The organism is Leisingera daeponensis (genome assembly GCF_019801465.1).
GTDB lineage: Bacteria > Pseudomonadota > Alphaproteobacteria > Rhodobacterales > Rhodobacteraceae > Leisingera > Leisingera daeponensis_A.
Genome location: NZ_JAHVJA010000005.1, coordinates 44,054 through 68,089, shown reverse-complemented (window position 1 = coordinate 68,089; position 24,036 = coordinate 44,054). Strand labels below are relative to the sequence as shown.

The window sequence follows — 24,036 nt, the reverse complement described above, 5'->3', positions numbered from 1 at the left end:
TGTCATGTTAGATTATTCGCCGGCCGGCAGGTGCGGCACGTGGGGTTTCACACCGTCCTCCTCAGCTTCCTCATGCTCCTCGGCCTTGTGGAAGATCGGGTAGATGAACAGGAAGCCGGCGGCGATCAGGTAGCCTAGTGCGATACCGCTGAACTCCGGCCAGTGCAGGCTGGCGGAGTGGATTACGCCGACCAGTGACATCAGAGCTGCCGCCAGGGCAAAGCCGCCCGCGTTGCGGAAATCGCCGTCGATCACGCTGGCCACGATGGCGCCCCAGATCAGACCGGTCAGGATTGCACCCTGGCTGAGGGCCAGATGGCCTTCGTAATGCGCCCCCTGCTGCAGCAGCGCTGCGGTCAGTTCCGGGTCGCCCAGCTGCGCCATGCCGGTGGCACCCAGTGCGCCCAGGGCACCGGCCAGCGCGCCCCATTTCACCACCAGGAACGCGGAGACATGCGGCATCATCGCGATGGTCACGGCGGCGATGTGGTCGGTCTTCACCGAATGCGCGGTATTGGTCACCAGGCTCAGCGCCACGAACACCAGCACCGGCGCGGCCGCGGCCACGGGGATCAGGTTGTTGAGGAACGCCAGGAGGCCGAAGAAGGCGGCAAAGGGGATCACCAGCCCGACGCCGATGATATAGCCGGACCGCGCGCCCATCCGCTTATAGGCCGGGTGGCCGATATAGGCGGTGGTCGGGAACGGCGAGCCGAAGACCGCACCGATCATGGTGCCGACGCCGTCGGTGACCTGGCACAGGCCCACCGGATAGTGGTCGCCCGCCGCTTCGGCGCTTTCGACGTTGTTCATGGTTTCGATGAAGTTGTAGACCTGCACCGGCACCAGGACCAGGAACAGCTCCGGGTTGGCAAACAGATGCTGGATACCGGCAATCAGGTCACCGAAATACGGGACCGGCAGGTAGACACCCACGCCCTCAAAGGAGACCGAGGCCTCGCCCATGCCAAGCGCCACGACGGTACCCACGATCAGCGCGAGAAGACCGGCGGGAATGTTGAACGGCAGCCGGTGGCGGCCGACCAGGCCCCACAGGATGATGATCATCGAGGCAAAGCCGATGAACGGATTCTCGAAAATCGTCGCCAGCGGCACGGTGCCGATGAACACCAGGGCAATACCGCAGAGGGTGCCGAGCATACCGGCGCGCGGGGTCACCCGCTTGAGCCAGGGGCCGACGATGGCACCAAGGCCTGCAACGATGCCGCCCATGAAGCCCGCGCCGATGCCCACCTGCCAGGCCAGCATGGCGTCATTGGTGGACCAGTAGATCGGGCCGATCACGCCGAACAGATAGACGAACATCACCGGGGTCGAGATGCCATAGGGCAGCGCGGTCACGTCGCGCCCTTCTTTCTCAGCGATGTGCTTGGCCAGCCAGGTATAGACCGCGATACCGGCCAGGATCGCCACTGCGGCGCCGGGCACGATGCGGCCAAACACGATGTCGGCCGGCATGTTGAAGACAAACTGACAGATGCCGGAAAGCACGATCAGGTTGATCAGGTTGTCGGTGAACAGCGCCCAGAATGCACTGAAGTCATTCCGCGCGAACAGTTTGTACGTATAGCTCCGCCCTGTGGTCATGGCGGCCTCCTCCTATCAGAGGACGCAGTCCTTACCGGCTGATTGCTCCAGCCGGGTCTCCCTCTGCGTCCGGTTGCTTGCCCGTTCCGGGCAGGTCTGTGCCCCTTGCGGGGGCGGACGCGGCAGTTTCAGAGGTCAAATCAGCGATCACTTCCGCCGCCACGAAGGCTGCGATGACGCTGGGCCGCTTGTCGCGGCTACCGCTTGCCCCGATGGGGCAGATGAGACGGTCGGTTCCCAGACCGTCGCAATGGTCCCGGCACCAGCGGCGGAACTTCTCCCGCTTGGTGGCCGATCCGATCAGGCCGACATAGCCCGCATCGCCGCGCTGCAGGGCAGCGGAGGCTAGCAGGAAATCGAGCGCGTGATCATGAGTAAGAACGATGAACGCACTGCCCGCCGGGGCGGTGGCGATGTCGATCTCAGGAATAGCGCTTTGGCGGACTTCCACATCCGCGTTGCACAGGGCCAGCTCTTCGGCGCGCTGGTCAACCAGGATGCAGCGCACCGGCATATGCTGGAACAGATCCGCCAGCGCCCGGCCCACATGGCCAGCGCCCATCACATAGACATGCGGCAGCGCCTGGTCCTCGGCCTGCTGGCGGGCAATGGCGTCCTCGCGGTCGGCCTGGCGCATCTGCGCCAGCGACATTTCCACTCTTCCGCCGCAGCACTGGCCGATCTCCGGCCCCAGCGGCACATCCAGCGTGTCGCTGATCACATGCTGCTTCAGCATCCGCCGGGCGTGGTCGATGGCGATGTATTCCAGCTGGCCGCCGCCAATGGTGCCCCACAGGCCTTCCGCCGCCACAAACATGCAGGTGCCGGTTTCGCGCGGGGAGGACCCGCGAACGCGGGTCAGCGCGACCTGCACCACACGGCTGTGGCTTGCCAGAAAACCCTGGAGGGAGAGGCGGCGGGTCATCGCTCAGCCCTGCCCTTTGAGCGTTTCGATCGCCATCAGCACGCGCTCCGGCGTGGCCGGCGCATCCAGGCGCGGGCAGACCTTGTAGTCCGCGGTGCTGGCAACCGCCATCGACAGCGCCTCGAACACCGAGATGCCCAGCATGAACGGCGGCTCGCCCACGGCCTTGGACCGCTTGATCGTGCGCTTCTTATTCACCGACCATTCGGCCAGCTGCGTATTGAAGATGCGCGGCCGGTCAGACGCCAGCGGGATCTTGTAGGTCGAGGGCGCATGGGTGCGCAGGCGGCCCTCGCCGTCCCACCACAGTTCCTCGGTGGTCAGCCAGCCCATGCCTTGGATGAAGGCACCCTCCACCTGGCCCTTGTCCAGGATCGGGTTCAGCGAGCGGCCCACGTCATGCAGGATGTCGGTGCGCTCCACCCGGTATTCGCCGGTCAGCGTATCGACGGAGACTTCCGAGCAGGACGCGCCATAGGCGTAGTAGAAGAAGGGCTGCCCCTTGCCCGCCGCGCGGTCCCAATGGATTTCCGGCGTCTTGTAGAACCCCGCCGCCGACAGGTGGACGCGGGCCATATAGGCCTCTTTCACCAGCGTGTCGAAGGGGATCACCTCGCTGCCAACCCGCACGCGGTTGGGCAGGAATTGGACTTCCGCCTCGGAGACTTCATACTTTTCAGCCGCGAACTTGGTCAGCCGGGCAATGATCTGCTCCGCCGCATCCAGCGCCGCCATACCGTTCAGGTCCGACCCGGACGAGGCCGCGGTGGCCGAGGTGTTCGGCACCTTCTCGGTGGTAGTCTTGGTGATCTTGATGCGCTCGAAATCCACCTGGAAGGCATCGGCCACAACCTGCGCCACCTTGGTGTTGAGGCCCTGCCCCATCTCGGTGCCGCCGTGGTTCAGGTGGATCGAGCCGTCATTGTAGACATGGATCAGCGAGCCCGCCTGATTGTACCAGGTTGCAGTGAAGGAAATGCCGAATTTCACCGGGGTCAGAGCAATGCCCTTCTTGATAATCTTCGACTCCTTGTTGAAGGCGATGATCTCCTCGCGGCGCTTGCGGTACTCGGCGTTTTCTTCCAGCTCCCCGATCAGCCGGTCGAGGATGTTGTCCTCCACCTTCTGATGATAGGGCGTCAGGTCGCGGCCCTCTTCGCCATAGAAGTTGGCCTTGCGCACATCCAGCGGGTCCTTGCCGAGGGCATAGGCGATTTCCTCGATGATCCGCTCCGCTGCAACCACACCCTGCGGGCCGCCAAAGCCGCGGAAGGCGGTGTTTGAAACCGTGTTGGTCTTCATCGGGCGGCTTTTCAGCCGCACGTTCGGGTAGAAATAGGCGTTATCCGCATGGAACAGCGCGCGGTCGGTGACCGGACCGGACAGGTCCGAGGAATAACCGCAGCGCGCGGCAAAGCCGCCCTCGACCGCCTGAATGCGGCCCGCATCGTCAAAGGCCACGTCATAGTCGATCACGAAGTCATGGCGCTTGCCGGTGGCGGTCATGTCCTGATCGCGGTCCGGGCGGATCTTGACCGGGCGGTTGTGCTTCTTCGCAGCAATTGCAGCCACCGCGCAGAACAGGTTCATCTGGCTTTCCTTGCCGCCAAAGCCGCCGCCCATCCGGCGCACGTTGACGGTCACCGCGTTGTTCGCCACGCCCAGAACATGCGCCACCATATGCTGCGCCTCGCTCGGGTGCTGGGTGGAGCAATGCACGGTCACATCTTCGTCTTCGCCGGGGATGGCAAAGGCGATGTGGCCCTCCAGATACATATGATCCTGGCCGCCGACGGTCATCTGCGCCTGAATGCGGTGGGCAGCGCCCTTACGCCCAGCTTCCACATCGCCGCGCTCCAGCTTCAGCGGGTCGGTGATCATCGGATAACCGGCCTCCTGCGCCTGGACCGGGTCCAGGGCGTGCGGCAGCACCTCGTAATCCACCTGCGCCAGCTCAGCCGCACGGCGGGCGGCATCGCGGGTTTCGGCGATGACCGCAAACATCGGCTGGCCGTGGAATTCGACTTTCTCGGTCGGGAACACCGGCTCGTCATGCTTGCCGGTGGGGCTGATGTCGTTGACACCGGGAATGTCATCGGCGGTCAGCACATCCACCACGCCGGGCGCAGCGCGCACTGCTGACAAATCGATGCCTTTGATATTGGCATGCGCCACGGTGGAGACACCCAGGTAGGCGTGCAGTGTGCCATAGGGCTCGGCGATATCGTCAGTGTATTCGGCGCGGCCCGTCACGTGCTTGATGGCGCTGTCGTGCTGGCGGTCATGGTGAACGGCGCCGCTGATGGTCTGATGGTCTTTCATCTCAAAATCTCCTCAGGCGACGGCCAGCCGGACGGCACCGGCGGTTCCCGCGTCATGTTCCAGGTAGAAGCGGCGCAGCAGGTTGCTGGCCGTCAGCGACCGGTAGTTCGAAGAGGCGCGCCAATCGCTGAGCGGGGTGAAGTCTTGCTTCACCGCTTCCGCTGCGTCCTCAAAAGCGGCCTCGCTCCAGGACTGGCCCACCAGGGCCGCCTCGGCGCCGGCTGCACGTTTGGGCGTTGCGGCCATGCCGCCGAATGCGATGCGCGCAGAGGTGATCATGCCGTCCTTCACGGTGACGCTGACACCCGCCGCAACCGAGGAGATATCCTCGTCCCGGCGCTTGGAAATCTTGTAGGCGGCGTCGATCTGCCCGTCCCGGCGCAGCGGGATGCGGATCGAGGCGACGAAATCGCCCGGCTCGCGGTCCTGCTTGCCGTAGTCGATAAAGAAATCCTCCAGCGGCAGCGTGCGCGAACCGCCCTTCTTCTGCAGCGTCACCTCGGCGCCCAGCGAGATCAGTACCGGCGGGGTGTCCCCAATGGGCGAGCCGTTGGCGATATTGCCGCCGATGGTGCCCATGTTGCGCACCTGCCAGCCGGCGATGCGGTCCCAGTAGGCGCTCAGATGCGGGAAAGCATCGCGGATCGCCGCTTCGCTCTCGGTATAGGTGACGCCGGCACCGATGATCAGCGCCTCATCCGTCAGCTCAACCGCCTTCAGCTCCTCCAGGTGGGCGACAAACACCACCGGAGAAATCGGCTTCATGAACTTGGTGACCCACAGGCCCACATCGGTGGAGCCGGCAACAATGGTCGCCTTGGGATTCTCGGCCAGCACCTCTGCCAGATCCGCCGCATCCAGCGGCAGGATGGCGCGGTCGTCCTCGGGGCCGGTCACAACGCGGGCCTGCGGCTGGATCGCCTTCAGCTTGGCGGTCAGGCTCTCACGCTCGGTGGTCAGGTAATCATTGGCCGGGGTGCCGTACTGGTTCACCGCAAGTGCTGCCTTCACGATCGGCTCATAGCCGGTGCAGCGGCACAGATTGCCCTGCACGGCGGTCTCCACTTCCGCTTCGTTGGGCTGCGGGTTTTCCATCCACAGCGCATAAAGCGACATCACGAAACCCGGGGTGCAGAAGCCGCATTGGCTGCCGTGGTACTCCACCATCGCCTGCTGCACCGGGTGCAGACGGCCCTTGGGGCCGGACAGATGCTCAACCGTCACAACGTGGCAGCCATTGAGAGACGCCAGGAAACGGATGCAGGCGTTCACCGCCTCGTAACGCAGCGCGCCATTATGAAGACGGCCCACCAGCACGGTGCAGGCGCCGCAGTCGCCCTCGGCGCAGCCTTCCTTGGTGCCGGTCAGGCGCTTCTCCAGCCGGAGGAAATCCAACAGGGTCGTGGTCGCCTTCACGTCCTTGACCGAAAGCTCCCGCCCGTTCAGCAGAAAGCGAATGTCGTTTTGATGTTCCATCTGGCCTCCAAGTAGTCGCTGGACAGCTTCTAATTCTGTTCAGTCATTTTTACCTTGTCCGACTGCCCCGGTTAACGGCCGCAATCGCGAAAGGCTTTCAACACCCTGTTGAAAATGGTTAGGCTAATAGGTGCCGGAACCGGCGTGTCTGCCGCCTGCCGCGGTAAAGGGCAAGCGGCGGATGCGCCCCGTAAAGGTCTGTGAACCATGTCTTATCTGGAATCCCTGCGGGTGTTTACCCGAGTCGTCGAACTGGGCAGCATCACCTCCGGCGGGCGCGACCTGCGGCTGACTCCTGCGGTCGCCAGCAAGCGCATCAAGGAGCTTGAAAAGCACCTTGGTGTCCGTTTGTTCAACCGCACCACGAGATCGCTGACCCCGACCGAGGTCGGGCAGCTGTTCTATGCCGAAGCCAAAAAGGTGCTCGAATCGATTGAGGACGCCGAGACGGTGGTTTCCCAGTTTTCAGCTGCACCGCGCGGGGTGATCCGGGTGACCGCGCCCCTGGGTGTCGGCCGCCGCATTATCGCGCCGCTGGTGCCGGGATTTGTCGAGGACTATCCTGCGACCGAAATCCGGATGCGGATGTCGGATCGAAAGGTTGATATCCTGGCCGACGGGCTGGATGTGGCTTTCTTTATCGGCACCCCGCACGACTCCACCCTGAAGATGCGCAAGATCGCCGATTGCGCCAGGGTGCTGTGCGCCGCGCCGGAGTATCTGGAGCGCCACGGCACCCCTCAGGTGCCGGAGGATCTGCTGACCGGCCACAATTGCCTGCTGCTGCGCTACCCGCGATCGCCCGAATATTTCTGGACGCTGTCGACCCCGGAGGGGCCGCGCAAGCTGGAGGTGTCGGGAAAGTATGACGCCGATGACAGCGATGTGCTTACAGGCTGGGCGCTTGACGGGCGCGGCATCGTCAACAAGCCGCGGTTCGACGTGGCCGCGCATCTGCGCAGCGGCGCCTTGGTCGAGGTGCTGCCGGACACACCGCCTGAGGCGACGATCTTCGGCTGCCTTTACCCGCACCGGAAACTGCAGGACCCCAAGATCCGGCTATTCGTGGATTATGCAGTGAAACAAGGGCTCGCCGCCTTCCGGCGCATCGAAACCGGGAACTAGTCTCCCGGCGGCACGAGGGAAAAAGGCGGTTCTTAGTGAACCGCCTTCAAGTTTTGGAGCACCTGGAGTTGCATCAGCAGCGGCCGGGCTTTTCCTTGCAGTAGATAACGTTTGCTGCGGCGCCGACCGCTGCGCCGGTCACCAAATTGCCGTCCAGAAGGGCAGAACCCGCCGCACCGGCACCGGCACCGTAAAGAAGCTGCTCGCCTGTCGTATCTCCGCAGGCAGCAAGGCCAGTGCAGATGGCAAATCCGATTGCGATGGTTTTCCGAAGCATTTTGTATCCTCCTCGACTGCCGGTTTCCGACAATCATCCGTGGTCCCGAACGGAGTGCCCCCGGAATCCGGTGCAGGGGCCGGGGTGTGCCGGTGAGGAGTTAGAATTGTGTTTCAGCTCACCAGAGCGCTATGCGCCCCACCCTTTGGGGCAAACCCGTTTTCAAGAAGAACGCGTGAGGTCTGCAAATGGTTCCAGCCCGTCCTGTCATCCCCGCGCACGAAAAATGGCCCCGTAGCCGAGACGGGGCCATTCCTTTCGCTGCGGAAGATCTGCTCAGTTCGAGGCCAGCGCGAAGGGCAGATCCTTGGAAGCGCTGCTATACCAGCGTCGGATCAAAGCGCGCTCGTCCTCTTCCATATGGGTGACATTCGCCGGCGGCATCGCCACGGTGGCGCCAGCCTGAAGGTAGATTTCCTTGGCGTATTTTGCCACGTCAGCCGGCGTCTCCAGCAGCACGTTCTTGGGCGCGCGGCGGATGCCGTCATAGTAGGGTTCCCGCGCGTGGCACATGGCGCAGCGGCCCGGCACCACATTCATCACGTCCTCGAAGTGCAGGTTGCTGGCAAAGACCTGCTCGCTCCTGGTGAGCTCCCGCGCCTCGGACTCTTCGTAGGTGTCCTGCTGCAGCGGTGCCTGGCTCAGGATCATGATGCCGATGAACAGGATGGCGGTCACCGGCCAGGTCCAGGTCGGGTTGGAGGTGCCCGCGTGGTTGCTGTTGAAGTAGTGGCGGATGGTCACGCCCATCAGGAACACCAGCGCCGCGATCAGCCAGTTGTACTCGGTGGCAAACGCCAGCGGGTAGTGGTTGGACAGCATCAAGAACACGACCGGCAGCGTCAGGTAGTTGTTGTGGGTCGAACGCAGCTTGGCGATTTTGCCGTATTTCGCATCCGGCGTGCGGCCTTCCTGCAGATCTTTCACCACGATGCGCTGGTTCGGCATGATGATGAAAAAGACGTTTGCAGTCATGATGGTAGCCGTAAAGGCACCCAGATGCAGCATCACTGCGCGGCCGGTGAAGATCTGGTTGTAGCCCCAACCCATGGCGACCAGCAGCACGAACAGCAGCACCATCAGGAAGGTCGGCTTTTCCCCCAGGGGCGATTTGCACAGGTAGTCATAGACCAGCCAGCCGATGCTGAGCGATGCGCCGGAAATCAGGATACCCTGCCACAGGGCCAGATCGGCCTTGGTCGAGTCGATCAGGTACAGCTCGCCGCCCGCCCAGTAGACGATCATCAAGAGGCCCGCACCCGACAGCCAGGTCGCGTAGCTTTCCCATTTGAACCAGATCAGATGGTCCGGCATGTTCTCCGGCGCCACCAGGTATTTTTGAATGTGGTAGAAACCGCCGCCGTGGACCTGCCATTCCTCGCCATGCGCGCCGACCGGCAGATGCGGAACTTTCCGCAGGCCAAGGTCCAGCGCGACGAAGTAGAAGGACGATCCGATCCAGGCAATGGCGGTGATGACGTGAAGCCAGCGGACCGCAAAGCCCAGCCAGTCCCACATGATCACAAGCTCTTCCATTGTTCTCTCCTCATAAGCTTTGGCAAGGACACTAGAGCATGGTGTTATTTTCATGTATTAGGTAAAAAATCCAAGCTGTTTCAAAATAACACAAAGAATACTTGAATGGCCTATCTCGACAATATCCGCACCTTTGTCCGTGTTTATGAACTTGGCAACATGTCGGCCGCCGCGCGTGACATGCGGATCTCGGCGGCCGTGGCGTCGTCGCGGATTTCACAGCTGGAGGATCACTTGAATGTGCGCCTGTTCCAGCGCACCACGCGGCTGCTCAATCCGACGGAACAGGGCAACCTGTTCTACCACGGCGCAGTCAAGATTCTGGAAGCGGTGGATGAGGCCGAGGCCGACATCAGCAGCGTCACCCAAACCCCGCGCGGCACGCTGTATGTGGCGGCGCCCTTGGGGCTGGGGCAGCGGCTGATCGCGCCGGCGGTGCCCAAGTTCAAGGAAGCCTACCCGCTGATCTCAATCCGGCTGCGGCTGTCGGACCGCAAGCTGGACCTGGCGGCCGAGGGACTGGACGCGGCGTTTTTCCTCGGCGTGCCGGAGGACTCGAACCTGCGCATCCGCAAGATTGCCGACTGCCCGCGGGTGCTGTGCGCGGCACCGGAGTACATTCGCCAGCGCGGCCAGCCGAAAAACAGTGAGGAACTGAAGACAGAGGCCCATGACTGCCTGAACCTGCGCTACCCCGGCGCGCCGGAGTTCCAGTGGCCCCTGCGCAGTCAGGACGGGGTCAAGCGGGTGACGGTCACCGGCCCGTTTGAATCCGATCACGGCGACGTGCTGACCAGTTGGGCGCTGGAGGGGCACGGGATCATCCTGAAGCCGGTGTTCGAGATTTCGGAGCATCTGGCCTCCGGACGGCTGGTGCCGGTGCTGGCGGAGGAGCCGCCGATCCCGATCCAGATGGCCTGCCTGTACGTCCACCGCCGCCATCAGGACCCCAAGGTGCGGCTGTTCATGGATTTCATGGTGGACCACATCCAGGCGTCGCTGCCTTCGGAATGAAAAAGCCCGCCCCAGTTGCCTGGGACGGGAACCGCCGGCGGATGCCAAGCGGGAGGAGAGGTATCTTGGGGTGCGCGGCTCAGCTGCCGCGGTATGTGGAGTAGCCGTAGGGCGACAGCAGGAGCGGAACGTGGTAGTGGCTGTCTGCCTCGCTCATGCCGAAACGCAGCGGCACCTCGTCCAGGAACAGCGGATCGGCGCCGGCCTGACCGGTGGCGCGCAGGTAGCCACCTGCATGGAACACCAGCTCATAGGTGCCGGTGGCAAACTCGCCTGCGGGCAGGATCTGCTCATCGGTGCGCCCGTCGTCATTGGTGGTCAGGCTGCGCAGGTGGATGCGCTCTTTGCCTTCGATCCGGTACAGGTCGATCTTCAGCCCTTCCGCGGGGCAGCCGCGGGCGGTGTCCAGCACATGGGTGGTCAGAAATCCGGCCATGCCAGCCTCCTATCAATTCCGTTTCTTCAGGTATGCGCGGTTCAGCCCAATGCATACAGAAGGAAGAGTCAAAAAGTTCTTTCAAAAATTTACTGAAAGCCCCCGAGGATTATTTTGCTCTATAAGGGATAAAAAACAGGAGACCAGTCGTGACGCGCTATCCTCGTGACTTGCGCGGGTACGGTGCCAAGGCACCTGACCCGCAGTGGCCCAATGGGGCCAAAGCTGCCGTGCAATTCGTCCTCAACTATGAAGAAGGCGGCGAGAACTGCATCCTGCACGGGGATGCGGCTTCCGAAGCCTTTCTGTCCGACATTCCCGGTGCCGCGCAATGGCCCGGCCAGCGCCACTGGAACATGGAATCGATCTATGAATACGGCAGCCGTGCCGGATTCTGGCGGCTGCACCGGCTGTTCACCGGCGCCGGAATCCCGCTGACGATCTACGGCGTTGCCTCTGCCTTGGCCCGCTCGCCCGAACAGGTGCAGGCGATGAAGGACGCGGATTGGGAGATCGCCAGCCACGGCCTGAAATGGGTCGAGCACAAGGACATGGCGGAAGAGGAAGAGCGTGCCGCCATCGCCGAAGCGGTGCGCCTGCACACCGAGGTCGTGGGCGAGCACCCGCGCGGCTGGTACACCGGCCGCTGCAGCGCCAACACCGTACGCCTAGTCGCCGAAGAAGGCGGTTTTGACTACATCTCAGACACTTATGACGACGACCTGCCCTACTGGCTGGAAACCGGCGGGCGCGAACAGCTGATCATCCCCTACACGCTGGAAGCCAATGACATGCGGTTTGCCAATTCGCCGGGCTGGATCACGGGCGAGCATTTCTTCCAGTATCTGAAGGATGCCTTTGACGTCATCTATGCCGAGGGTGAGGAAGGTGCTGCGAAGATGATGACCATCGGCCTGCACTGCCGTCTGGTGGGCCGTCCGGGCAAGATCGCTGGCCTCAAGCGCTTCATCGAGTATATTCAAGGTTTTGAGGGCGTGTGGTGTCCGCGCAGGGTCGACATTGCCGAACATTGGGCGGAGACCCATCCGCCGGTCAAGCGCGAGCGCCCCAGCCGGATGGCGCGCGAGGAATTTGTTGCCAAGTTCGGTTCGATCTTTGAACATTCGCCCTGGATCGCCGACCGCGCCTTTGACCTTGAACTGGGTCCGGCGCATGACTGCGCGGCCGGCATCCACAACGCGCTGTGCCGGATTTTCCGCACCGCATCCGAGGATGAGCGCCTTGGTGTGCTGACCGCGCACCCGGATCTGGCGGGCAAGCTGGCTGCTGCCGGCCGCCTGACGGCGGAGAGCACCTCGGAACAGTCGAGCGCCGGCCTTGATATGCTGACCGATGAGGAGCGCGAGACCTTCACCCGGCTCAACAGCGAATATGTGGAGAAGCACGGCTTCCCCTTCATCATCGCGGTGCGCGACCACAACAAAGCGTCGATCATGGAAGCGTTCCACCGCAGGATCCGCAACGACCGGGCAACCGAGTTCGACGAGGCCTGCCGCCAGGTGGAGCGGATTGCCCAGTTCCGGCTGCAGGACCTGCTGCCATGAGCGGTCGGCTGACAGCGGAGCCGCTGACCGCAGCGGCTTTTGCGCCGTACGGCGACGTGATCGAGGTCTCGGGCGCACCGGACAAGATGATCAATCAGGGCATGTGCGGCCGCCACCACGACCGCGCTTCCCTGGATTTCGGCCCGGATGGGCGGGCCGGGATCAGCCTGTTTGACGCCAAGGCCCGCCATCTGCCCCACAAGGTGGACATGGTGGAGCGCCACCCGGAAGGCAGCCAGGCGTTTGTCCCGGTCAGCGGCGTGCCGATGCTGGTGGTGGTGGCGGATGACGACGGCGGCGTGCCGGTCAACCTGCAGGCATTCATCAGCCGGCCTGGCCAGTCCATCAACCTGCACCGCGGCACCTGGCACGGGGTCCTCGCGCCACTTGGCGCGCCCGGCCAATACATCGTTGTTGACCGGATCGGAACCTCGCCGAACCTCGAAGAACACTGGTTCAAGGAGCCTTTTACCGTGGTCTCGGACTGACCACTCCCCTCAAGCCGCCAACAAAAAACAAGAAGCGGCGAGATCCCCATGACCGACAGGAGATTCCCTTCATGGCTGACACTTCCGTTGGGACGCCAGAGCAACTGCGCGACCCGGATTACACCCCCCCTTTGCACAAGGCGATCCCGCTGGGCATCCAGCATGTGCTGGCGATGTTCGTATCAAACGTGACACCGGCAATCATCGTGGCCGGGGCCGCCGGCTTCGGCTTCGGCTCAAATTCGCCCGACTTCCCGGAGTTGCTCTACTTGATCCAGATGTCGATGCTGTTTGCCGGCATTGCCACCCTGCTGCAGACCATCACCCTGGGACCGGTCGGCTCTGCCCTGCCGATTGTGCAGGGCACTTCGTTCGCCTTCCTGCCGATCATGATCCCGCTCGTTGCGGGCAAGGGTGTCGACGGGTTGGCCGCGCTGTTCACTGGCGTCATCGTCGGCGGTATCTTCCACGGTATGCTGGGGACGGTGATCGGCAAGATCCGCTTTGCCTTGCCGCCGCTGGTCACCGGCCTGGTCGTGACCATGATCGGCCTGGCGCTGGTTAAGGTCGGTATTCAGTACGCTGCGGGCGGTGTGCCGGCGATCGGCACACCGGAATACGGCTCGCTCTTGAACTGGTCGGCCGCGCTGGTGGTGATTTTTGTCACCCTGGGCCTCAAGTTCTTTACCAAAGGGATGCTGTCCGTTTCCGCCGTGCTGCTGGGCCTTATTGTGGGGTATGTCTATGCGCTGATGACCGGCATGCTGACCTTCGAGGCGGTTTCCAGCTCCTGGTCCGGGGCGGCCGCCTTTGCCCTGCCGCAGCCCTTTAAATACGGGTTCGAGTTCTCGGCTGCCGCCATCATCGGCTTCTGCCTGATGAGCTTTGTCTCCGCGGTTGAAACCGTCGGTGACGTTTCGGGCGTGACCAAGGGCGGCGCGGGCCGCGAGGCGACCCAGAAAGAGATCGCGGGGGCGACCTATGCCGATGGTGTCGGTACCGCCTTTGCAGGCTTCTTCGGCGCCTTCCCGAATACTTCGTTCAGCCAGAACGTCGGCCTGATTGCGATGACCGGCGTGATGAGCCGCCATGTTGTGACCTGCGGCGCCATCTTCCTGATCGTCTGCGGCCTGGTTCCCAAGGTGGGGGCGGTGATCCGCACCGTGCCGATCGAAGTGCTGGGCGGCGGCGTGATCGTGATGTTCGGCATGGTGGTTGCGGCTGGCGTGTCGATGCTGTCGGACGTGGACTGGAACCGCCGCAACATGGTGATCTTTGCGATCTCGCTGTCGATTGGCCTCGGCCTGCAGCTGGAACCCGGCGCGCTGCAGCACATGCCGGACACCGCGCGGATCCTGCTGACCAGCGGCCTTCTGCCGGCGGCACTGATCGCCATCGTTCTGAACCTGCTGCTGCCGCAGGATCTGGCTGACGAGTCCACCGAGGAGGTTTCAGGCGGGCTGAGCGGCCACGGCCGCGGCTCGCTGCCGCAAGAAGACCGCGCCTGAAACAAACGGAATGAATGGAATGCGAAAGCCGGCCCTTGGTGGGCCGGCTTTTCTTACAAGGATCTCAGGTGGTCAGCCCGTGCAGAACCGCTAGCCCCGGAAGCCAGCCTGTGAAGACCCCGCACAGAAGGGTTGCCATGGCCGTCAGACGGGGGCTGCCGCGCCGGAGCGCGAGGTTCAGAAAATACAGGAACCACAGCCCAGACCAGGCTGCCCAGCAGGCGGCCAGCCAGACATCGAACAGCCCGTCCGCCTGTGCCAGCACTCGCAGGGCCATGGGTGCTGCGGTCAGCGCCACAAAGCCGCTGAACCAGCCCAGTCCCTCGCCGCTGGAAACAAAGGTCCGGTTGTAGGCGACCCACAAGTAAGTGGTTCCAAAAAGCAATGTCATGCCCGCATCCAGCAGATCCGCCGGCTGCTCCGCAGCCAGTGCGATCATTAGAACAACTGCAAAGAACACCAGCGCCGCAACCGTGTTGATCAATATGATCTCGCGGTCCTGGATCCGGCCCATCTGCCATACGCCGTTCAGGCACAGCACCACGCCGACCACCAGCAGGCTCAATCCCAGAAACATGTTTGGAGTCCCTCAAAGAAAAAACAGGAGAGAGGTACACCTCTCTCCTGCCGCTCCGCTATGCGGATAATTGCAGAAAATGTTTCTGGCTGGGGCTTAGAAATCGACCTCGATGGCGATGCCCTTTTCCACCGCGACCTCAACGACCGAGGCCGCGACCGCCAGATCCTGCAGGCCGACGCCGGTGCCGTCGAACAGCGTGATCTGATCGTCCGAGGTGCGGCCCGGGTTGTTGCCGTTGATCACTGCACCGATCTGGGCTACATCGGATTCCTCGATCAGGCCCTGCGCCACTGCGTGCTGCGCCTCGCCGATGGAGACCGACTGCGCGACCTCGTCAGTGAACACATCCGCTTTGACCAGCAGCTGGGGATCGACTTCTTGCTTGCCCTTGGTGTCGGTGCCCATGCAGGCGATATGGGCGCCGGGGCTGACCTGCCCGGCCTTCAGTATCGCATCAAACGACGAGGTGATCGAGATGATCACATCCGCTTCGCGCATGCCGTCCAGCTCAACCGCCTCAAACGGCACCCCGGCCTCGTCGGCCACCTCTTGCAGGTTGGGCAGCATTTCCGGATGCAGGTTCCAGCCAATCACTTTCTCGAAGCTGCGCTGCTCCAGCGCGGCGCGCAGCTGGAAGGTGGCCTGATGGCCTGCGCCGATCATGCCGATCACCTTGGCATCCTGGCGGGCCAGATGCTTAATCGACACCGAAGACGCCGCGGCGGTGCGCAGCGCGGTCAGAAGGTTGCCGCCCACCATCGCCTTCACCTTGCCGGTGTCGGGGTCGAACAGGAAGACGGTGGACTGGTGATTGATCAGCCCGCGCTTTTCCAGGTTGTTCGGCCAGTAGCCGCCGGCCTTCAGGCCCAAGGTCAGGCCCGCGCAGTCAAAGCCGCCCTTGAAGCCGTAAAGCGCGTCCTCGTGGCCGATTGCCTCGCGCACGACGGGGAAGTTGTAGGCATCGCCTGCGGCCATCGCGGCAAAGACCTTCTCGACCGCATCGAACGAGGCCTCGCGGGTCACAAGATCCGCAATCGCCTTTTCCGGAACGATATACATGTCTGTTTCTCCTCAACAAAAAAGCCGGCGGAGGGCGGCATGCGCACCTCCGCCAGTTCGGGGATCGTTTGCTTAGTAGGCTTTGCCGCGGGCCGAGACGGGCCAGACGGTTTCGACCTTGCCGTTGCGGACGCCGACGTACCAGTCATGCACGTTGGCGGTCGGGTCGCAGTGGCCAGGCACAAGGCGCAGCTTGTCGCCCACTTTCAGCGCGCCGTTCGGGTCCGAGACCACACCGTGCTCGTCCGAGCATTTGATGTATTCCACGTCGTCGCGGCCGAAGATGAAGGGCAGGCCGCTGTCCACGGATTGCGCCTTGAGGCCTGCGTCCACGATGGCCTTGTCGGCCTTGGCGTGGCTCATCACCTGGGTCAGCAGGAAGAAGGCGTTTTCCCACTCGCCCTGGTCGATCCGGTTGCCGTCCTTGTCCAGGATGCGGCCATAGTCCGCGTCCATGAAGGCGTAGGAGCCGCACTGCAGTTCGTTGTAAACACCCGAGTTCGACTCGAAGTAGTAGGAGCCGGTGCCGCCGCCGGAGACCAGCTCGCACTCGATGCCTTCCTTCTTCAAGCCTTCGACCGCATCGGCAACCTGCGCGATGGCGATGTCCAGCTTGGCCTTGCGGTCCTCGTAGCTGTCCATGTGCTGCATGGCGCCCTGATAGGCTTGGATGCCGGAGAACTTGAGGTTCTCTGCCGCGTTCACGGCCTTGGCGATTTCAACAACCGCCTCAGTCGTGGTCACGCCGCAGCGGCCCGCGCCGCAGTCGATCTCGACAAAGACTTCAAGCTCGGTGTCGTGCTTTTGCGCCGCTGCCGACAGGTCGGCCACGTTGTCGATGTCATCAACGCAGACGATGGTGCGCGCACCCAGCTTGGGCAGGCGGGCCAGACGGTCGATCTTCAGCGGGTCGCGGACCTGGTTGGAAACCAGGATGTCCTTGATGCCGCCGCGGGCAAAAACCTCGGCCTCGGAGACCTTCTGGCAGCAGACGCCAACCGCGCCGCCGAGTTTTTCCTGCAGCTTGGCCACATCCACCGACTTGTGCATCTTGCCGTGCACCCGGTGGCGCATGCCATGCGCCTTGGCATAATCGCCCATTTTCTTGATGTTGCGCTCCAGCGCGTCCAGGTCGAGGACCAGCGCCGGGGTCTGGATGTCAGCCTCGTCCATGCCCGGGACCGCCGGGACGTCATAGCCAACTTCGAGCTGATCAAAATTTGTCTGTGCGTTCATTGTTTAGTTCCCCAGTTTAGCTGTTCATCCAGGGCAGCTTGTCGAGGTCGACATTGCCGCCGGTGACGATCAGGCCCACGCGTTTGCCCGCGAAGGCGTCCTTGTTTTTCAGAATGGTGGCGAGCGGAACCGCGGAGGACGGCTCCATCACGATCCGCAGGTGCTTCCAGATCAGCTTCATCGCCTCGATGATCTCCGCGTCCGAGGCGGTGTAGATCTCGCTGACGTGATTGCTGACGAAATGCCAGGTCAGATCCTTCAGCGGAACCAGCAGGCCATCTGCGATGGTCTTGGGCGCATCATCGGCGATGATGTATCCCGCCTTGAAGCTGCGGTAGGCGTCATCGGCCTGCTCCGGCTCTGCCGCGATCACCTGGGTTTCCGGCGCCAGGTTGGACAGCGTCAGGCAGGTGCCGGAGATCATGCCGCCGCCGCCGATCGGGGCCACAACCATGTCGAGCCCGTCGGTCTGCTCCACGAACTCCTTGGCGCAGGTGCCCTGCCCCGCGATGACGCGGTGGTCATTGTAGGGATGCACGAAATCGCCGCCGGTCTCGGCCTGAACCTTGGCGAAGGTCTCCTCGCGCGAGGAGGTCGAGGGCTCGCACTCGGTGATCTTGCCGCCGTAACGGCGCACGGTGTCCTTCTTGGCCTGCGGCGCGGTGCGCGGCATGACCACGTTGCACGGAATGCCGCGCAGCATCGCGGCGTAGGACAGGCAGGAGGCATGGTTGCCCGAAGAATGCGTGGCGACGCCCTTCTTCGCCTGTTCCTCATCCAGCCCGAACACCGCGTTGGTCGCGCCGCGCACCTTGAAGGCGCCCGGCTCCTGGAAGTTCTCGCACTTAAAGAACAGCTCAGCCCCGGTCAGCTCGTTCAGGTAGGCAGAGGTGCGCACCGGCGTGCGGCGGATATGGGGCTGAATGCGCTCATGCGCAGCCAGCATGTCCTCGTAGGTCGGGATATACATAGCGGTATCCTTCATCAGGCGGCAGCCTTGGCGCTGGAGGCGGTGTTGCCGCGGTAGTAGTCCTGCGCCGCCGCCACGCCAGAGCCCAGCTGAATGTTCAGGCCAAGGTCGGCCATGACCATTTCGGCGGTTGCGATGCCCGACAGGGCCATCACGTCGGTCAGGCTGCCCAGATGGCCGATGCGGAACACCTTGCCCGCGACCTCACCCAGACCGGTGCCGAAAGCGACGCCGTATTTCTCGGCCGCCAGGCTGACGAACTTGTTGGCGTCAAAGCCTTCGGGCGTGCGGATCGCGCTGACGCTGTCTGAGTAGACGTCCGGCGACACCGCGCACAGCTCCAGGCCCCAAGCGCGGACTGCGGCGCGGACGCCCTCAGCAATCCGGTGGTGGCGGGCAAAGACATTCTCCAGCCCTTCATCCAGCAGCATACCACAGGCCATGTTCAGACCGTTCAGCAGGCCGACCGACGGCGTGTAGGGGTAGGCGCTGTTGGCGTAGCCTGCGGCCATGTCCTTGATATCAAAGAAGGTGCGCGGGAGGGTCGCGGTCTTGGCGGCCTCCATTGCCCGTGGTGAGAAGCCGACGATGGCCAGCCCCGGCGGCAGCATGAAACCCTTCTGCGAGCCGGTGACGGCAATGTCGACACCCCATTCGTCCATGCGGAAGTCCATCGAGGCGATGGAGGACACGCCGTCGACAAACAAGAGCGCCGGGTGGCCGGCCGCATCCAACGCACGGCGGACGGCGGCGATGTCGGATTTCACACCGGTTGCGGTTTCGTTGTGGGTCGCCAAAACCACCTTGATCTCGTGCGATGTGTCGGCGGTAAGGATTTCCTCGTAGCGGTCGGCCGGGATGCCCTGCCCCCAGGGGGTTTCAACCACCTGCACGTCCAGCCCGTGGCGTTGGCACATGTCGATCCAGCGGTGGCTGAACATGCCGTTGCGCGCCGCCAGAACCTTGTCACCGGCGTTCAGTGTGTTGGTGATCGCGGTTTCCCAGCCGCCGGTGCCGGTGGACGGGAAGACGAAGATCTCGGCGGTTTCGCTTTTCAGAACCTTCTTCACGCCTTCCAGCGCGGGGTGCAGGATCTGGCCGAACAGCGGCGAGCGGTGGTCCAGCGTCGGCATGTCCACTGCCTTGCGCAGCGCTTCGGGCATGTTGGTGGGACCGGGAATGAAAACCGGGTTTTGAAAGCTCATGTCGTGCCCTCCTGTGGCGATTTCCTTCACTTTAGAGACAAGACGCACGCAGGGAAATTTTTTTGAAAAAAGCTTTCAGAAATGCAAAAATGCGTGATTTTCACTATAAATTCAAAGGCTTTAGTTTTTTCACTGTACAGAAGCGATTTTCAGTTTTATCCATAAGCTGCTTATTGAATTGCCTCGGGAGGCTTGAAAATGCCGCAAGCACCGCGCCGCAAGGGCCGCCCCAAAAGCTTTGATTCCGCCAGCCAGCCGGCCACGATTCAATCGCTTGACCGGGCGCTGGATGTGCTGGATGCGCTGGCCGGCGCTAGCGGCATGACGCTGACCGAACTGTCCACAGCGCTGGATCAGTCGGCGGCCACCATGTACCGGGTGCTGGCCACCCTGGAGGCGCGCCAGATCGTCGAGATGGATCCGCAGTCGCAGACCTGGCACATCGGCGCGATGGCCTTTCGCCTCGGCTCCGCCTTCTTGCGCCGCTCCAGCGTGATCGAGCGGGCGCGGCCGGTGATGCGCGAACTGATGGAGGCCACCGGCGAGACCTCCAACCTCGGGATCGAACGCGGCGGCGACGTGATGTTCGTGAGCCAGGTGGAAACCCATGAATCCATCCGCGCCTTCTTTCCGCCCGGCACCACCTCGCCGATGCATGCTTCGGGCATCGGAAAGGCGCTGCTCAGCTGCTTCGGGGAAGATCAGCTGGCCCGTTTCCTGCGCGGCCGGACACTGGAGCGGTTCACAGAAAAGACCCTGACGTCCGTAGAGGCGCTCCGCGCTGATCTGGCCCGGATCCGAAGCCGCGGCTGGTCCTTTGATGATGAGGAAAAGGCGCCGGGCATGCGCTGCGTCGCAGCGCCTGTCTTCGGCATGCAGGGAGAGGTGCTGGCGGGGATCTCCATCTCCGGCCCCACTGCGCGGATGCCGGATGGGGGCATCAACGGCATCGGCGCCCTGGTCAAGGACGCCGCAGAGAAACTGTCTTATGGATTGGGGGCGCCGGCAGCGGATCAGACCCCGCCCGGCTGACCAGCCGGGCAGCGCCCGGGCACATTTTCAGGCCGGCCTCCCCCCGCCGTCAGCGCAACGGCGCCAGCGGCATGTGCCGGTTCACGTCCTTGTACAGCAGATAGCGGAACTTGCCCGGGCCGCCTGCATAACAGGCCTGCGGGCAGAAGGCGCGCAGCCACATGTAATCGCCGGCCTCAACCTCGACCCAGTCCTGGTTCAGCCTGTAGACCGCCTTGCCCTCCAGCACATACAGGCCGTGCTCCATCACATGAGTCTCGGCAAAGGGGATCACCGCGCCGGGCTCAAAGGTGACGATGGTCACATGCATGTCGTGGCGCAGGTCGTTGGGATCCACGAACCGGGTGGTTGCCCATTTGCCCTCGGTTTCCGGCATCGGGGTGGGGTCGACGTGATTTTCGTTGGTGACAAAGGCCTCCGGAGCGTCCAGCCCGGCAACCGCTTGATAAGCCTTGCGGATCCAGTGGAACCGTACCGGCGCGCCGGTGTTGTTGCGCAGGCTCCAGCTGGCCTGAGGCGGCAGGAAGGCATAGCCGCCTTCTTCCATCTCATGCGCGGTGCCGTCGATGGTCAGGGTCATGACGCCCTGCACCACGAACAGCACCGCTTCGGTGCCGGGCTCGGTTTCCGGCCGGTCGCTGCCGCCGCCGGGCTGCACTTCTGCAATGTACTGGGAAAACGTCTCGGCAAAGCCGGACAGGGGCCGCGACAGCACCCAGAAGCGCGCCTTGTCCCAGAACGGCAAAAGGCTTGCCACGATATCGCTCATCGTGCCCTTGGGGATCACCGCGTAGGCCTCGGTGAACATGGCGCGGTCGGTGAGCAGCTGGGTCTGCGGCGGCAGCCCGCCTTCCGGCGCGTAATAGGATCGTTTTGTCATGGGCTGCCTTTCCTGCTGAAGTGCTGCCCCATTGATACCCGCCTGCCCCGCGCAACCGAACTTATTTCCGTATCAAGATTACCTGAAGGATTATTTCGGAATTTTTGAAGGCAGGCCAAAGCGCCTACCCGCCGCCGATATCTTCCGGCGCGATGGAGACGGTTTTGACAATCGCATGGCATTCCGCGCCCGGCTCCAGCCCCAACGCGTGCGCTGACCGGCGGGTGACACGGGCCAGCACCCGGCCCGCTGGCGTCGTCAGCGAGACCATGGCGCCCGGTCCGCCGCCTGTGCGCAAATGCTCGACGGTGCCCGGCAGGATGTTGAGCGCTGACAGCCCTTCCGGGCGCTGGCGCGACAGGATCACCTCATGCGCTGATATCCTGATCCGGACCACACTGCCGGGTGCCTTGGCAATCTGCGGCAGGAACAGCGGCACGCCGCCTGCGTCCAGTTCCGTCAGCCCGTCGCTGTGATGCCGGGCCACCCGTGCCTGCAGCAGCGCGCCTGCCGCGCGGACGCCCGCGGGCATGACCGCTGGGTCGCCCAGAACCTCGGCTGCTGTTCCCTGCCGCTGCACTTTGCCGTTCTGCAGTACTACCACGGTGGTTGCCAGCCGGGCGACTTCCGCGGCGGAATGGCTGACGTAAAGCATCGGAATGCCGATTTCATCCCGGAGCCGCTCGAAATAGGGCAGGATCTCCGCCTTGCGCGCCTCATCCAGAGCCGAGAGCGGCTCGTCCGCCAGGATCATCCGCGGTGCCGACAGCAGCGCCCGGCCGATGGCGACGCGCTGTTTCTCGCCGCCCGACAGCAGCCCGGGGCGGCGCAGCAGTAGCGGGCCGATGCCCAGAAGCTCAACCACCCGGTCCAGACTTTCCTGTTTGGCGTCCCGGGGTGCGAACCACTGCCCGAAAGCCAGGTTCTGGCGCACCGTCAGATGCGGAAACAGCCGCCCTTCCTGAAAGACATAGCCCATGCGGCGTTTGTGCGGCGGCAGCCATTGCCGCTGGCGGGTGTCGCAGAGCACGTCCCCGTCCAGGGTCACCCGGCCCTGATCCGGTCTAAGCAACCCTGCCACCGCCTGGATCACGGTTGTCTTGCCGGTGCCGGAGCGGCCGAACAGAACGGTGACGCCGGGCGGGGCTTCGAACCGCACATCCAGAGCAAAGGCCGGCAAGGCATGCTGCAGCGACACGGTCAGCATCAGCGTCCCCCGGCCCGGTCCGCCGCCCGCCGCGCCAGCAGTTCGGACAGCAGCAGCGCGGTCAGCGCAATGCCGATAGACACCAGCGTCAGCCGCAACGCTGCGGTCTCGCCGCCCGGAACTTGCAGAAACGTGTAAATCGCTGAGGGCAGCGTTTGGGTCTGCCCCGGAATGCTGGAAACAAAGGTGATCGTGGCGCCGAATTCGCCCATTGCCTTGGCAAACCCCAGAACCGTGCCGGCAATCAGGCCCGGCAGGATCATCGGAAGGGTAACCGTGGCGAAACACATGATGCGAGACGCGCCCAAAGTGGCGGCGGCCTGCTCCAGCCTGGGATCCACGGCCTCCACCGACAGGCGGATCGCCCGCACCATCAATGGGAAGGCCATGATGGCTGCCGCCAGAGCCGCCCCGGTCCAGCGGAAGGCGAACACGATGCCGATCTGCTGAAGCGCCCCGCCAATGGGGCCCTTGGTGCCGAAGACCATCAGCAGAATATAGCCGGTCACCACCGGCGGCAGGATCAGCGGAAGATGCACCAGGCTGTTCAGAATCTGCTTGCCATGGAATTGCCAGCGTGCCAGCGCGTAGGCCGTCAGAACCGCCAGCGGCAGCGCCGCCAGCGTCGCCCACAGGGATACCCGCAGCGACAGCTTCACCGCCTGCCACTCCTCGGGCCCCAGCCATGCGGCTTCAGCGCTCACTGGTCAGGCACTCCGAATCCATGCTGCAGAAAAATGTCCCGGCCCTTCGGACTGCGCAAATACGCCAGGAATGCCTTGGCCTCCCCGGTATTGCCGCCCGCGACTGCCGCGGCCGGGTAGATCACCGGAGGGTGGCTGTCCTGAGGAAACGCCGCGATCACCGAGACGCCGGCGCTGGCCCGGGCATCGGTGGCATAAACCACCCCCATCGGCGCCTCGCCAGAAGCGACCAGCGCCAAAGCCGCACGCACATTTGCAGCCTGTGCCACCTTGGGCGCGACCGATGGCCACTGCCCCAGCGCTGCCAGCGCCGCCTTGCCGTAAATTCCTGCGGGCACCGCATCCACCAGCGCCATGGCCAGGCGGCCTTCGCCCAGCAGGCCGGCCAGATCGGTGGTTTCCAGGTTCAGCGGCGGCACCGCGGTGCCATGCGCAATCAGGACCAAACGGTTCGCCAGCAGGTCAACCCGCGAGCCGGCGTCAATGAGCCCTTCGTCCTGCAGCACATTCATCCAGCCTGGATTGGCGGAGATGAACAGGTCCGCCGGGGCTCCAAGCTGGATCTGGCGGGCCAAAGCCGGGGAACCCGCATAGGAAAAGGTTATGTTCTGGCCGGTGTCCGCCGTGTAGGCTGCCGCGATGTCATCCAGCGCGGTTTTAGTGCTGGCAGCCGCAAAGACTGTTATCCCGGCATGTGCCATACCCGCCAAGCTCAGTAGGAAGACCCCGGCAGCCAAAAGGCTCCGCCAGTGGGCCGGCGAAGCAAATGAGCTTGAATTTGAAGCCTGTTTCTCTGTCATTTCCCCTAAGGAACTACCCTCGCCGCCCCGTCCAGGCAAACGGTATTTCCTGCAGGTCTTTGTGCAGGCTTCCTAGTAACAAA

General features: G+C 63.5%; 22 protein-coding genes. 6 read left to right on the top strand and 16 right to left on the bottom strand.

Annotated features, from left to right (window positions below; translation table 11 throughout):
• Positions 1 to 12 precede the first annotated feature (12 nt).
• The 4 genes from KUV26_RS12925 to xdhA are packed head-to-tail and all read right to left on the bottom strand — an operon-like array spanning position 13 to position 6,331.
• Complete coding sequence (locus tag KUV26_RS12925; RefSeq protein ID WP_222508644.1) at positions 13 to 1,608, bottom strand: xanthine/uracil/vitamin C permease; 1,596 nt, start codon at positions 1,606 to 1,608, stop codon at positions 13 to 15.
• Positions 1,609 to 1,639: 31 nt separating this feature from the next.
• On the bottom strand, positions 1,640 to 2,533 hold the full coding sequence (gene xdhC / locus KUV26_RS12920) for a xanthine dehydrogenase accessory protein XdhC (protein WP_222508643.1): 894 nt from the start codon (positions 2,531 to 2,533) through the stop codon (positions 1,640 to 1,642).
• 3 nt (positions 2,534 to 2,536) lie between these two features.
• Positions 2,537 to 4,855 carry a xanthine dehydrogenase molybdopterin binding subunit gene (xdhB, locus tag KUV26_RS12915; RefSeq protein WP_222508642.1) on the bottom strand — a complete coding sequence of 773 codons (2,319 nt, stop codon included), beginning with the start codon at positions 4,853 to 4,855 and terminating at the stop codon, positions 2,537 to 2,539.
• A gap of 12 nt (positions 4,856 to 4,867) precedes the next feature.
• Positions 4,868 to 6,331 (bottom strand): xanthine dehydrogenase small subunit, encoded by a 1,464-nt coding sequence (gene xdhA, locus KUV26_RS12910; protein WP_222508641.1) that lies wholly within the window; start codon positions 6,329 to 6,331, stop codon positions 4,868 to 4,870.
• A gap of 207 nt (positions 6,332 to 6,538) precedes the next feature.
• On the opposite strand from xdhA, the gene KUV26_RS12905 reads away from it, so the two are divergent.
• Positions 6,539 to 7,456, top strand: coding sequence for a LysR family transcriptional regulator (locus tag KUV26_RS12905; RefSeq protein ID WP_222508640.1), 918 nt, complete (start codon positions 6,539 to 6,541; stop codon positions 7,454 to 7,456).
• A gap of 73 nt (positions 7,457 to 7,529) precedes the next feature.
• Here the strand turns inward: KUV26_RS12905 and KUV26_RS12900 are convergent, their stop codons facing one another.
• Together KUV26_RS12900 and KUV26_RS12895 are read right to left on the bottom strand one after the other, a co-directional pair.
• On the bottom strand, positions 7,530 to 7,733 hold the full coding sequence (locus KUV26_RS12900) for a hypothetical protein (protein WP_222508639.1): 204 nt from the start codon (positions 7,731 to 7,733) through the stop codon (positions 7,530 to 7,532).
• Between the two features lie 276 nt (positions 7,734 to 8,009).
• The gene (locus KUV26_RS12895) at positions 8,010 to 9,269 is read right to left on the bottom strand and encodes a urate hydroxylase PuuD (protein ID WP_222508638.1); all 1,260 of its coding nucleotides are present in this window, start codon (positions 9,267 to 9,269) and stop codon (positions 8,010 to 8,012) included.
• 105 nt (positions 9,270 to 9,374) lie between these two features.
• Between KUV26_RS12895 and KUV26_RS12890 the strand changes: the two genes are divergently transcribed.
• The gene (locus KUV26_RS12890; protein ID WP_222506374.1) at positions 9,375 to 10,283 is read left to right on the top strand and encodes a LysR family transcriptional regulator; all 909 of its coding nucleotides are present in this window, start codon (positions 9,375 to 9,377) and stop codon (positions 10,281 to 10,283) included.
• A gap of 79 nt (positions 10,284 to 10,362) precedes the next feature.
• Here KUV26_RS12890 and uraH read toward each other — a convergent pair whose 3' ends face one another.
• Complete coding sequence (uraH, locus tag KUV26_RS12885; protein ID WP_027233834.1) at positions 10,363 to 10,719, bottom strand: hydroxyisourate hydrolase; 357 nt, start codon at positions 10,717 to 10,719, stop codon at positions 10,363 to 10,365.
• A gap of 149 nt (positions 10,720 to 10,868) precedes the next feature.
• Here uraH and puuE point away from each other — a divergent pair, with 149 nt between their 5' ends.
• From puuE to KUV26_RS12870, 3 genes are all read left to right on the top strand, one after another.
• Positions 10,869 to 12,284: an allantoinase PuuE gene (puuE, locus tag KUV26_RS12880; RefSeq protein ID WP_222508637.1), complete on the top strand. Its 1,416-nt coding sequence runs from the start codon at positions 10,869 to 10,871 to the stop codon at positions 12,282 to 12,284.
• A complete protein-coding gene (locus KUV26_RS12875) occupies positions 12,281 to 12,772 on the top strand; it encodes an ureidoglycolate lyase (RefSeq protein WP_222508636.1) in 492 nt (163 codons plus the stop codon). Before puuE ends, KUV26_RS12875 begins: the two co-directional genes overlap by 4 nt.
• A 71-nt stretch (positions 12,773 to 12,843) precedes the next feature.
• Complete coding sequence (locus KUV26_RS12870) at positions 12,844 to 14,280, top strand: uracil-xanthine permease family protein (RefSeq protein ID WP_222508635.1); 1,437 nt, start codon at positions 12,844 to 12,846, stop codon at positions 14,278 to 14,280.
• A 64-nt stretch (positions 14,281 to 14,344) separates the two neighbouring features.
• Here KUV26_RS12870 and KUV26_RS12865 read toward each other — a convergent pair whose 3' ends face one another.
• The 5 genes from KUV26_RS12865 to bhcA all read right to left on the bottom strand — a co-directional run bounded on the left by KUV26_RS12865 (position 14,345) and on the right by bhcA (position 19,330).
• Complete coding sequence (locus KUV26_RS12865; RefSeq protein WP_222508634.1) at positions 14,345 to 14,857, bottom strand: AmiS/UreI family transporter; 513 nt, start codon at positions 14,855 to 14,857, stop codon at positions 14,345 to 14,347.
• Positions 14,858 to 14,953: 96 nt separating this feature from the next.
• Positions 14,954 to 15,919, bottom strand: a complete 966-nt coding sequence (bhcD, locus tag KUV26_RS12860) for an iminosuccinate reductase BhcD (RefSeq protein ID WP_222508633.1) — start codon at positions 15,917 to 15,919, stop codon at positions 14,954 to 14,956.
• 72 nt (positions 15,920 to 15,991) lie between these two features.
• Positions 15,992 to 17,155: a 3-hydroxy-D-aspartate aldolase BhcC gene (gene bhcC, locus KUV26_RS12855; protein ID WP_222508632.1), complete on the bottom strand. Its 1,164-nt coding sequence runs from the start codon at positions 17,153 to 17,155 to the stop codon at positions 15,992 to 15,994.
• A 16-nt stretch (positions 17,156 to 17,171) separates the two neighbouring features.
• On the bottom strand, positions 17,172 to 18,140 hold the full coding sequence (bhcB, locus tag KUV26_RS12850; protein WP_222508631.1) for a beta-hydroxyaspartate dehydratase BhcB: 969 nt from the start codon (positions 18,138 to 18,140) through the stop codon (positions 17,172 to 17,174).
• Positions 18,140 to 19,330 carry an L-aspartate--glyoxylate aminotransferase BhcA gene (gene bhcA / locus KUV26_RS12845; RefSeq protein ID WP_222508630.1) on the bottom strand — a complete coding sequence of 397 codons (1,191 nt, stop codon included), beginning with the start codon at positions 19,328 to 19,330 and terminating at the stop codon, positions 18,140 to 18,142. The genes bhcB and bhcA overlap by 1 nt, the downstream gene beginning before the upstream one ends.
• Before the next feature lie 198 nt (positions 19,331 to 19,528).
• Here bhcA and bhcR point away from each other — a divergent pair, with 198 nt between their 5' ends.
• Complete coding sequence (gene bhcR / locus KUV26_RS12840; protein ID WP_222508629.1) at positions 19,529 to 20,362, top strand: HTH-type transcriptional regulator BhcR; 834 nt, start codon at positions 19,529 to 19,531, stop codon at positions 20,360 to 20,362.
• 49 nt (positions 20,363 to 20,411) lie between these two features.
• On the opposite strand, the gene KUV26_RS12835 is transcribed toward bhcR, so the two are convergent.
• The 4 genes from KUV26_RS12835 to modA all read right to left on the bottom strand — a co-directional run bounded on the left by KUV26_RS12835 (position 20,412) and on the right by modA (position 23,854).
• Positions 20,412 to 21,242, bottom strand: coding sequence for a bifunctional allantoicase/(S)-ureidoglycine aminohydrolase (locus tag KUV26_RS12835; protein ID WP_222508628.1), 831 nt, complete (start codon positions 21,240 to 21,242; stop codon positions 20,412 to 20,414).
• Between the two features lie 124 nt (positions 21,243 to 21,366).
• Positions 21,367 to 22,449, bottom strand: a complete 1,083-nt coding sequence (gene modC / locus KUV26_RS12830) for a molybdenum ABC transporter ATP-binding protein (protein WP_222508627.1) — start codon at positions 22,447 to 22,449, stop codon at positions 21,367 to 21,369.
• Complete coding sequence (gene modB / locus KUV26_RS12825; RefSeq protein ID WP_222508626.1) at positions 22,449 to 23,153, bottom strand: molybdate ABC transporter permease subunit; 705 nt, start codon at positions 23,151 to 23,153, stop codon at positions 22,449 to 22,451. The genes modC and modB overlap by 1 nt, the downstream gene beginning before the upstream one ends.
• Positions 23,150 to 23,854, bottom strand: coding sequence for a molybdate ABC transporter substrate-binding protein (gene modA / locus KUV26_RS12820; protein WP_261399869.1), 705 nt, complete (start codon positions 23,852 to 23,854; stop codon positions 23,150 to 23,152). The genes modB and modA overlap by 4 nt, the downstream gene beginning before the upstream one ends.
• Between the last annotated feature and the right edge of the window lie 182 nt (positions 23,855 to 24,036).

What these genes read in the sequence shown, in the direction of transcription:
- bhcD (WP_222508633.1), bottom strand. Translation starts at nt 15,919, where the DNA reads ATGTATATCGTTCCGGAAAAGGCGATTGCGGATCTTGTGACCCGCGAG.
- uraH (WP_027233834.1), bottom strand. Translation starts at nt 10,719, where the DNA reads ATGGCCGGATTTCTGACCACCCATGTGCTGGACACCGCCCGCGGCTGC.
- bhcA (WP_222508630.1), bottom strand. Translation starts at nt 19,330, where the DNA reads ATGAGCTTTCAAAACCCGGTTTTCATTCCCGGTCCCACCAACATGCCC.
- xdhA (WP_222508641.1), bottom strand. Translation starts at nt 6,331, where the DNA reads ATGGAACATCAAAACGACATTCGCTTTCTGCTGAACGGGCGGGAGCTT.
- KUV26_RS12875 (WP_222508636.1), top strand. Translation starts at nt 12,281, where the DNA reads ATGAGCGGTCGGCTGACAGCGGAGCCGCTGACCGCAGCGGCTTTTGCG.
- KUV26_RS12905 (WP_222508640.1), top strand. Translation starts at nt 6,539, where the DNA reads ATGTCTTATCTGGAATCCCTGCGGGTGTTTACCCGAGTCGTCGAACTG.
- xdhB (WP_222508642.1), bottom strand. Translation starts at nt 4,855, where the DNA reads ATGAAAGACCATCAGACCATCAGCGGCGCCGTTCACCATGACCGCCAG.
- KUV26_RS12890 (WP_222506374.1), top strand. Translation starts at nt 9,375, where the DNA reads ATGGCCTATCTCGACAATATCCGCACCTTTGTCCGTGTTTATGAACTT.
- KUV26_RS12835 (WP_222508628.1), bottom strand. Translation starts at nt 21,242, where the DNA reads ATGACAAAACGATCCTATTACGCGCCGGAAGGCGGGCTGCCGCCGCAG.
- KUV26_RS12865 (WP_222508634.1), bottom strand. Translation starts at nt 14,857, where the DNA reads ATGTTTCTGGGATTGAGCCTGCTGGTGGTCGGCGTGGTGCTGTGCCTG.
- modC (WP_222508627.1), bottom strand. Translation starts at nt 22,449, where the DNA reads ATGCTGACCGTGTCGCTGCAGCATGCCTTGCCGGCCTTTGCTCTGGAT.
- modA (WP_261399869.1), bottom strand. Translation starts at nt 23,854, where the DNA reads ATGGCACATGCCGGGATAACAGTCTTTGCGGCTGCCAGCACTAAAACC.
- KUV26_RS12895 (WP_222508638.1), bottom strand. Translation starts at nt 9,269, where the DNA reads ATGGAAGAGCTTGTGATCATGTGGGACTGGCTGGGCTTTGCGGTCCGC.
- KUV26_RS12900 (WP_222508639.1), bottom strand. Translation starts at nt 7,733, where the DNA reads ATGCTTCGGAAAACCATCGCAATCGGATTTGCCATCTGCACTGGCCTT.
- KUV26_RS12925 (WP_222508644.1), bottom strand. Translation starts at nt 1,608, where the DNA reads ATGACCACAGGGCGGAGCTATACGTACAAACTGTTCGCGCGGAATGAC.
- bhcC (WP_222508632.1), bottom strand. Translation starts at nt 17,155, where the DNA reads ATGAACGCACAGACAAATTTTGATCAGCTCGAAGTTGGCTATGACGTC.
- bhcB (WP_222508631.1), bottom strand. Translation starts at nt 18,140, where the DNA reads ATGAAGGATACCGCTATGTATATCCCGACCTACGAGGACATGCTGGCT.
- bhcR (WP_222508629.1), top strand. Translation starts at nt 19,529, where the DNA reads ATGCCGCAAGCACCGCGCCGCAAGGGCCGCCCCAAAAGCTTTGATTCC.
- xdhC (WP_222508643.1), bottom strand. Translation starts at nt 2,533, where the DNA reads ATGACCCGCCGCCTCTCCCTCCAGGGTTTTCTGGCAAGCCACAGCCGT.
- KUV26_RS12870 (WP_222508635.1), top strand. Translation starts at nt 12,844, where the DNA reads ATGGCTGACACTTCCGTTGGGACGCCAGAGCAACTGCGCGACCCGGAT.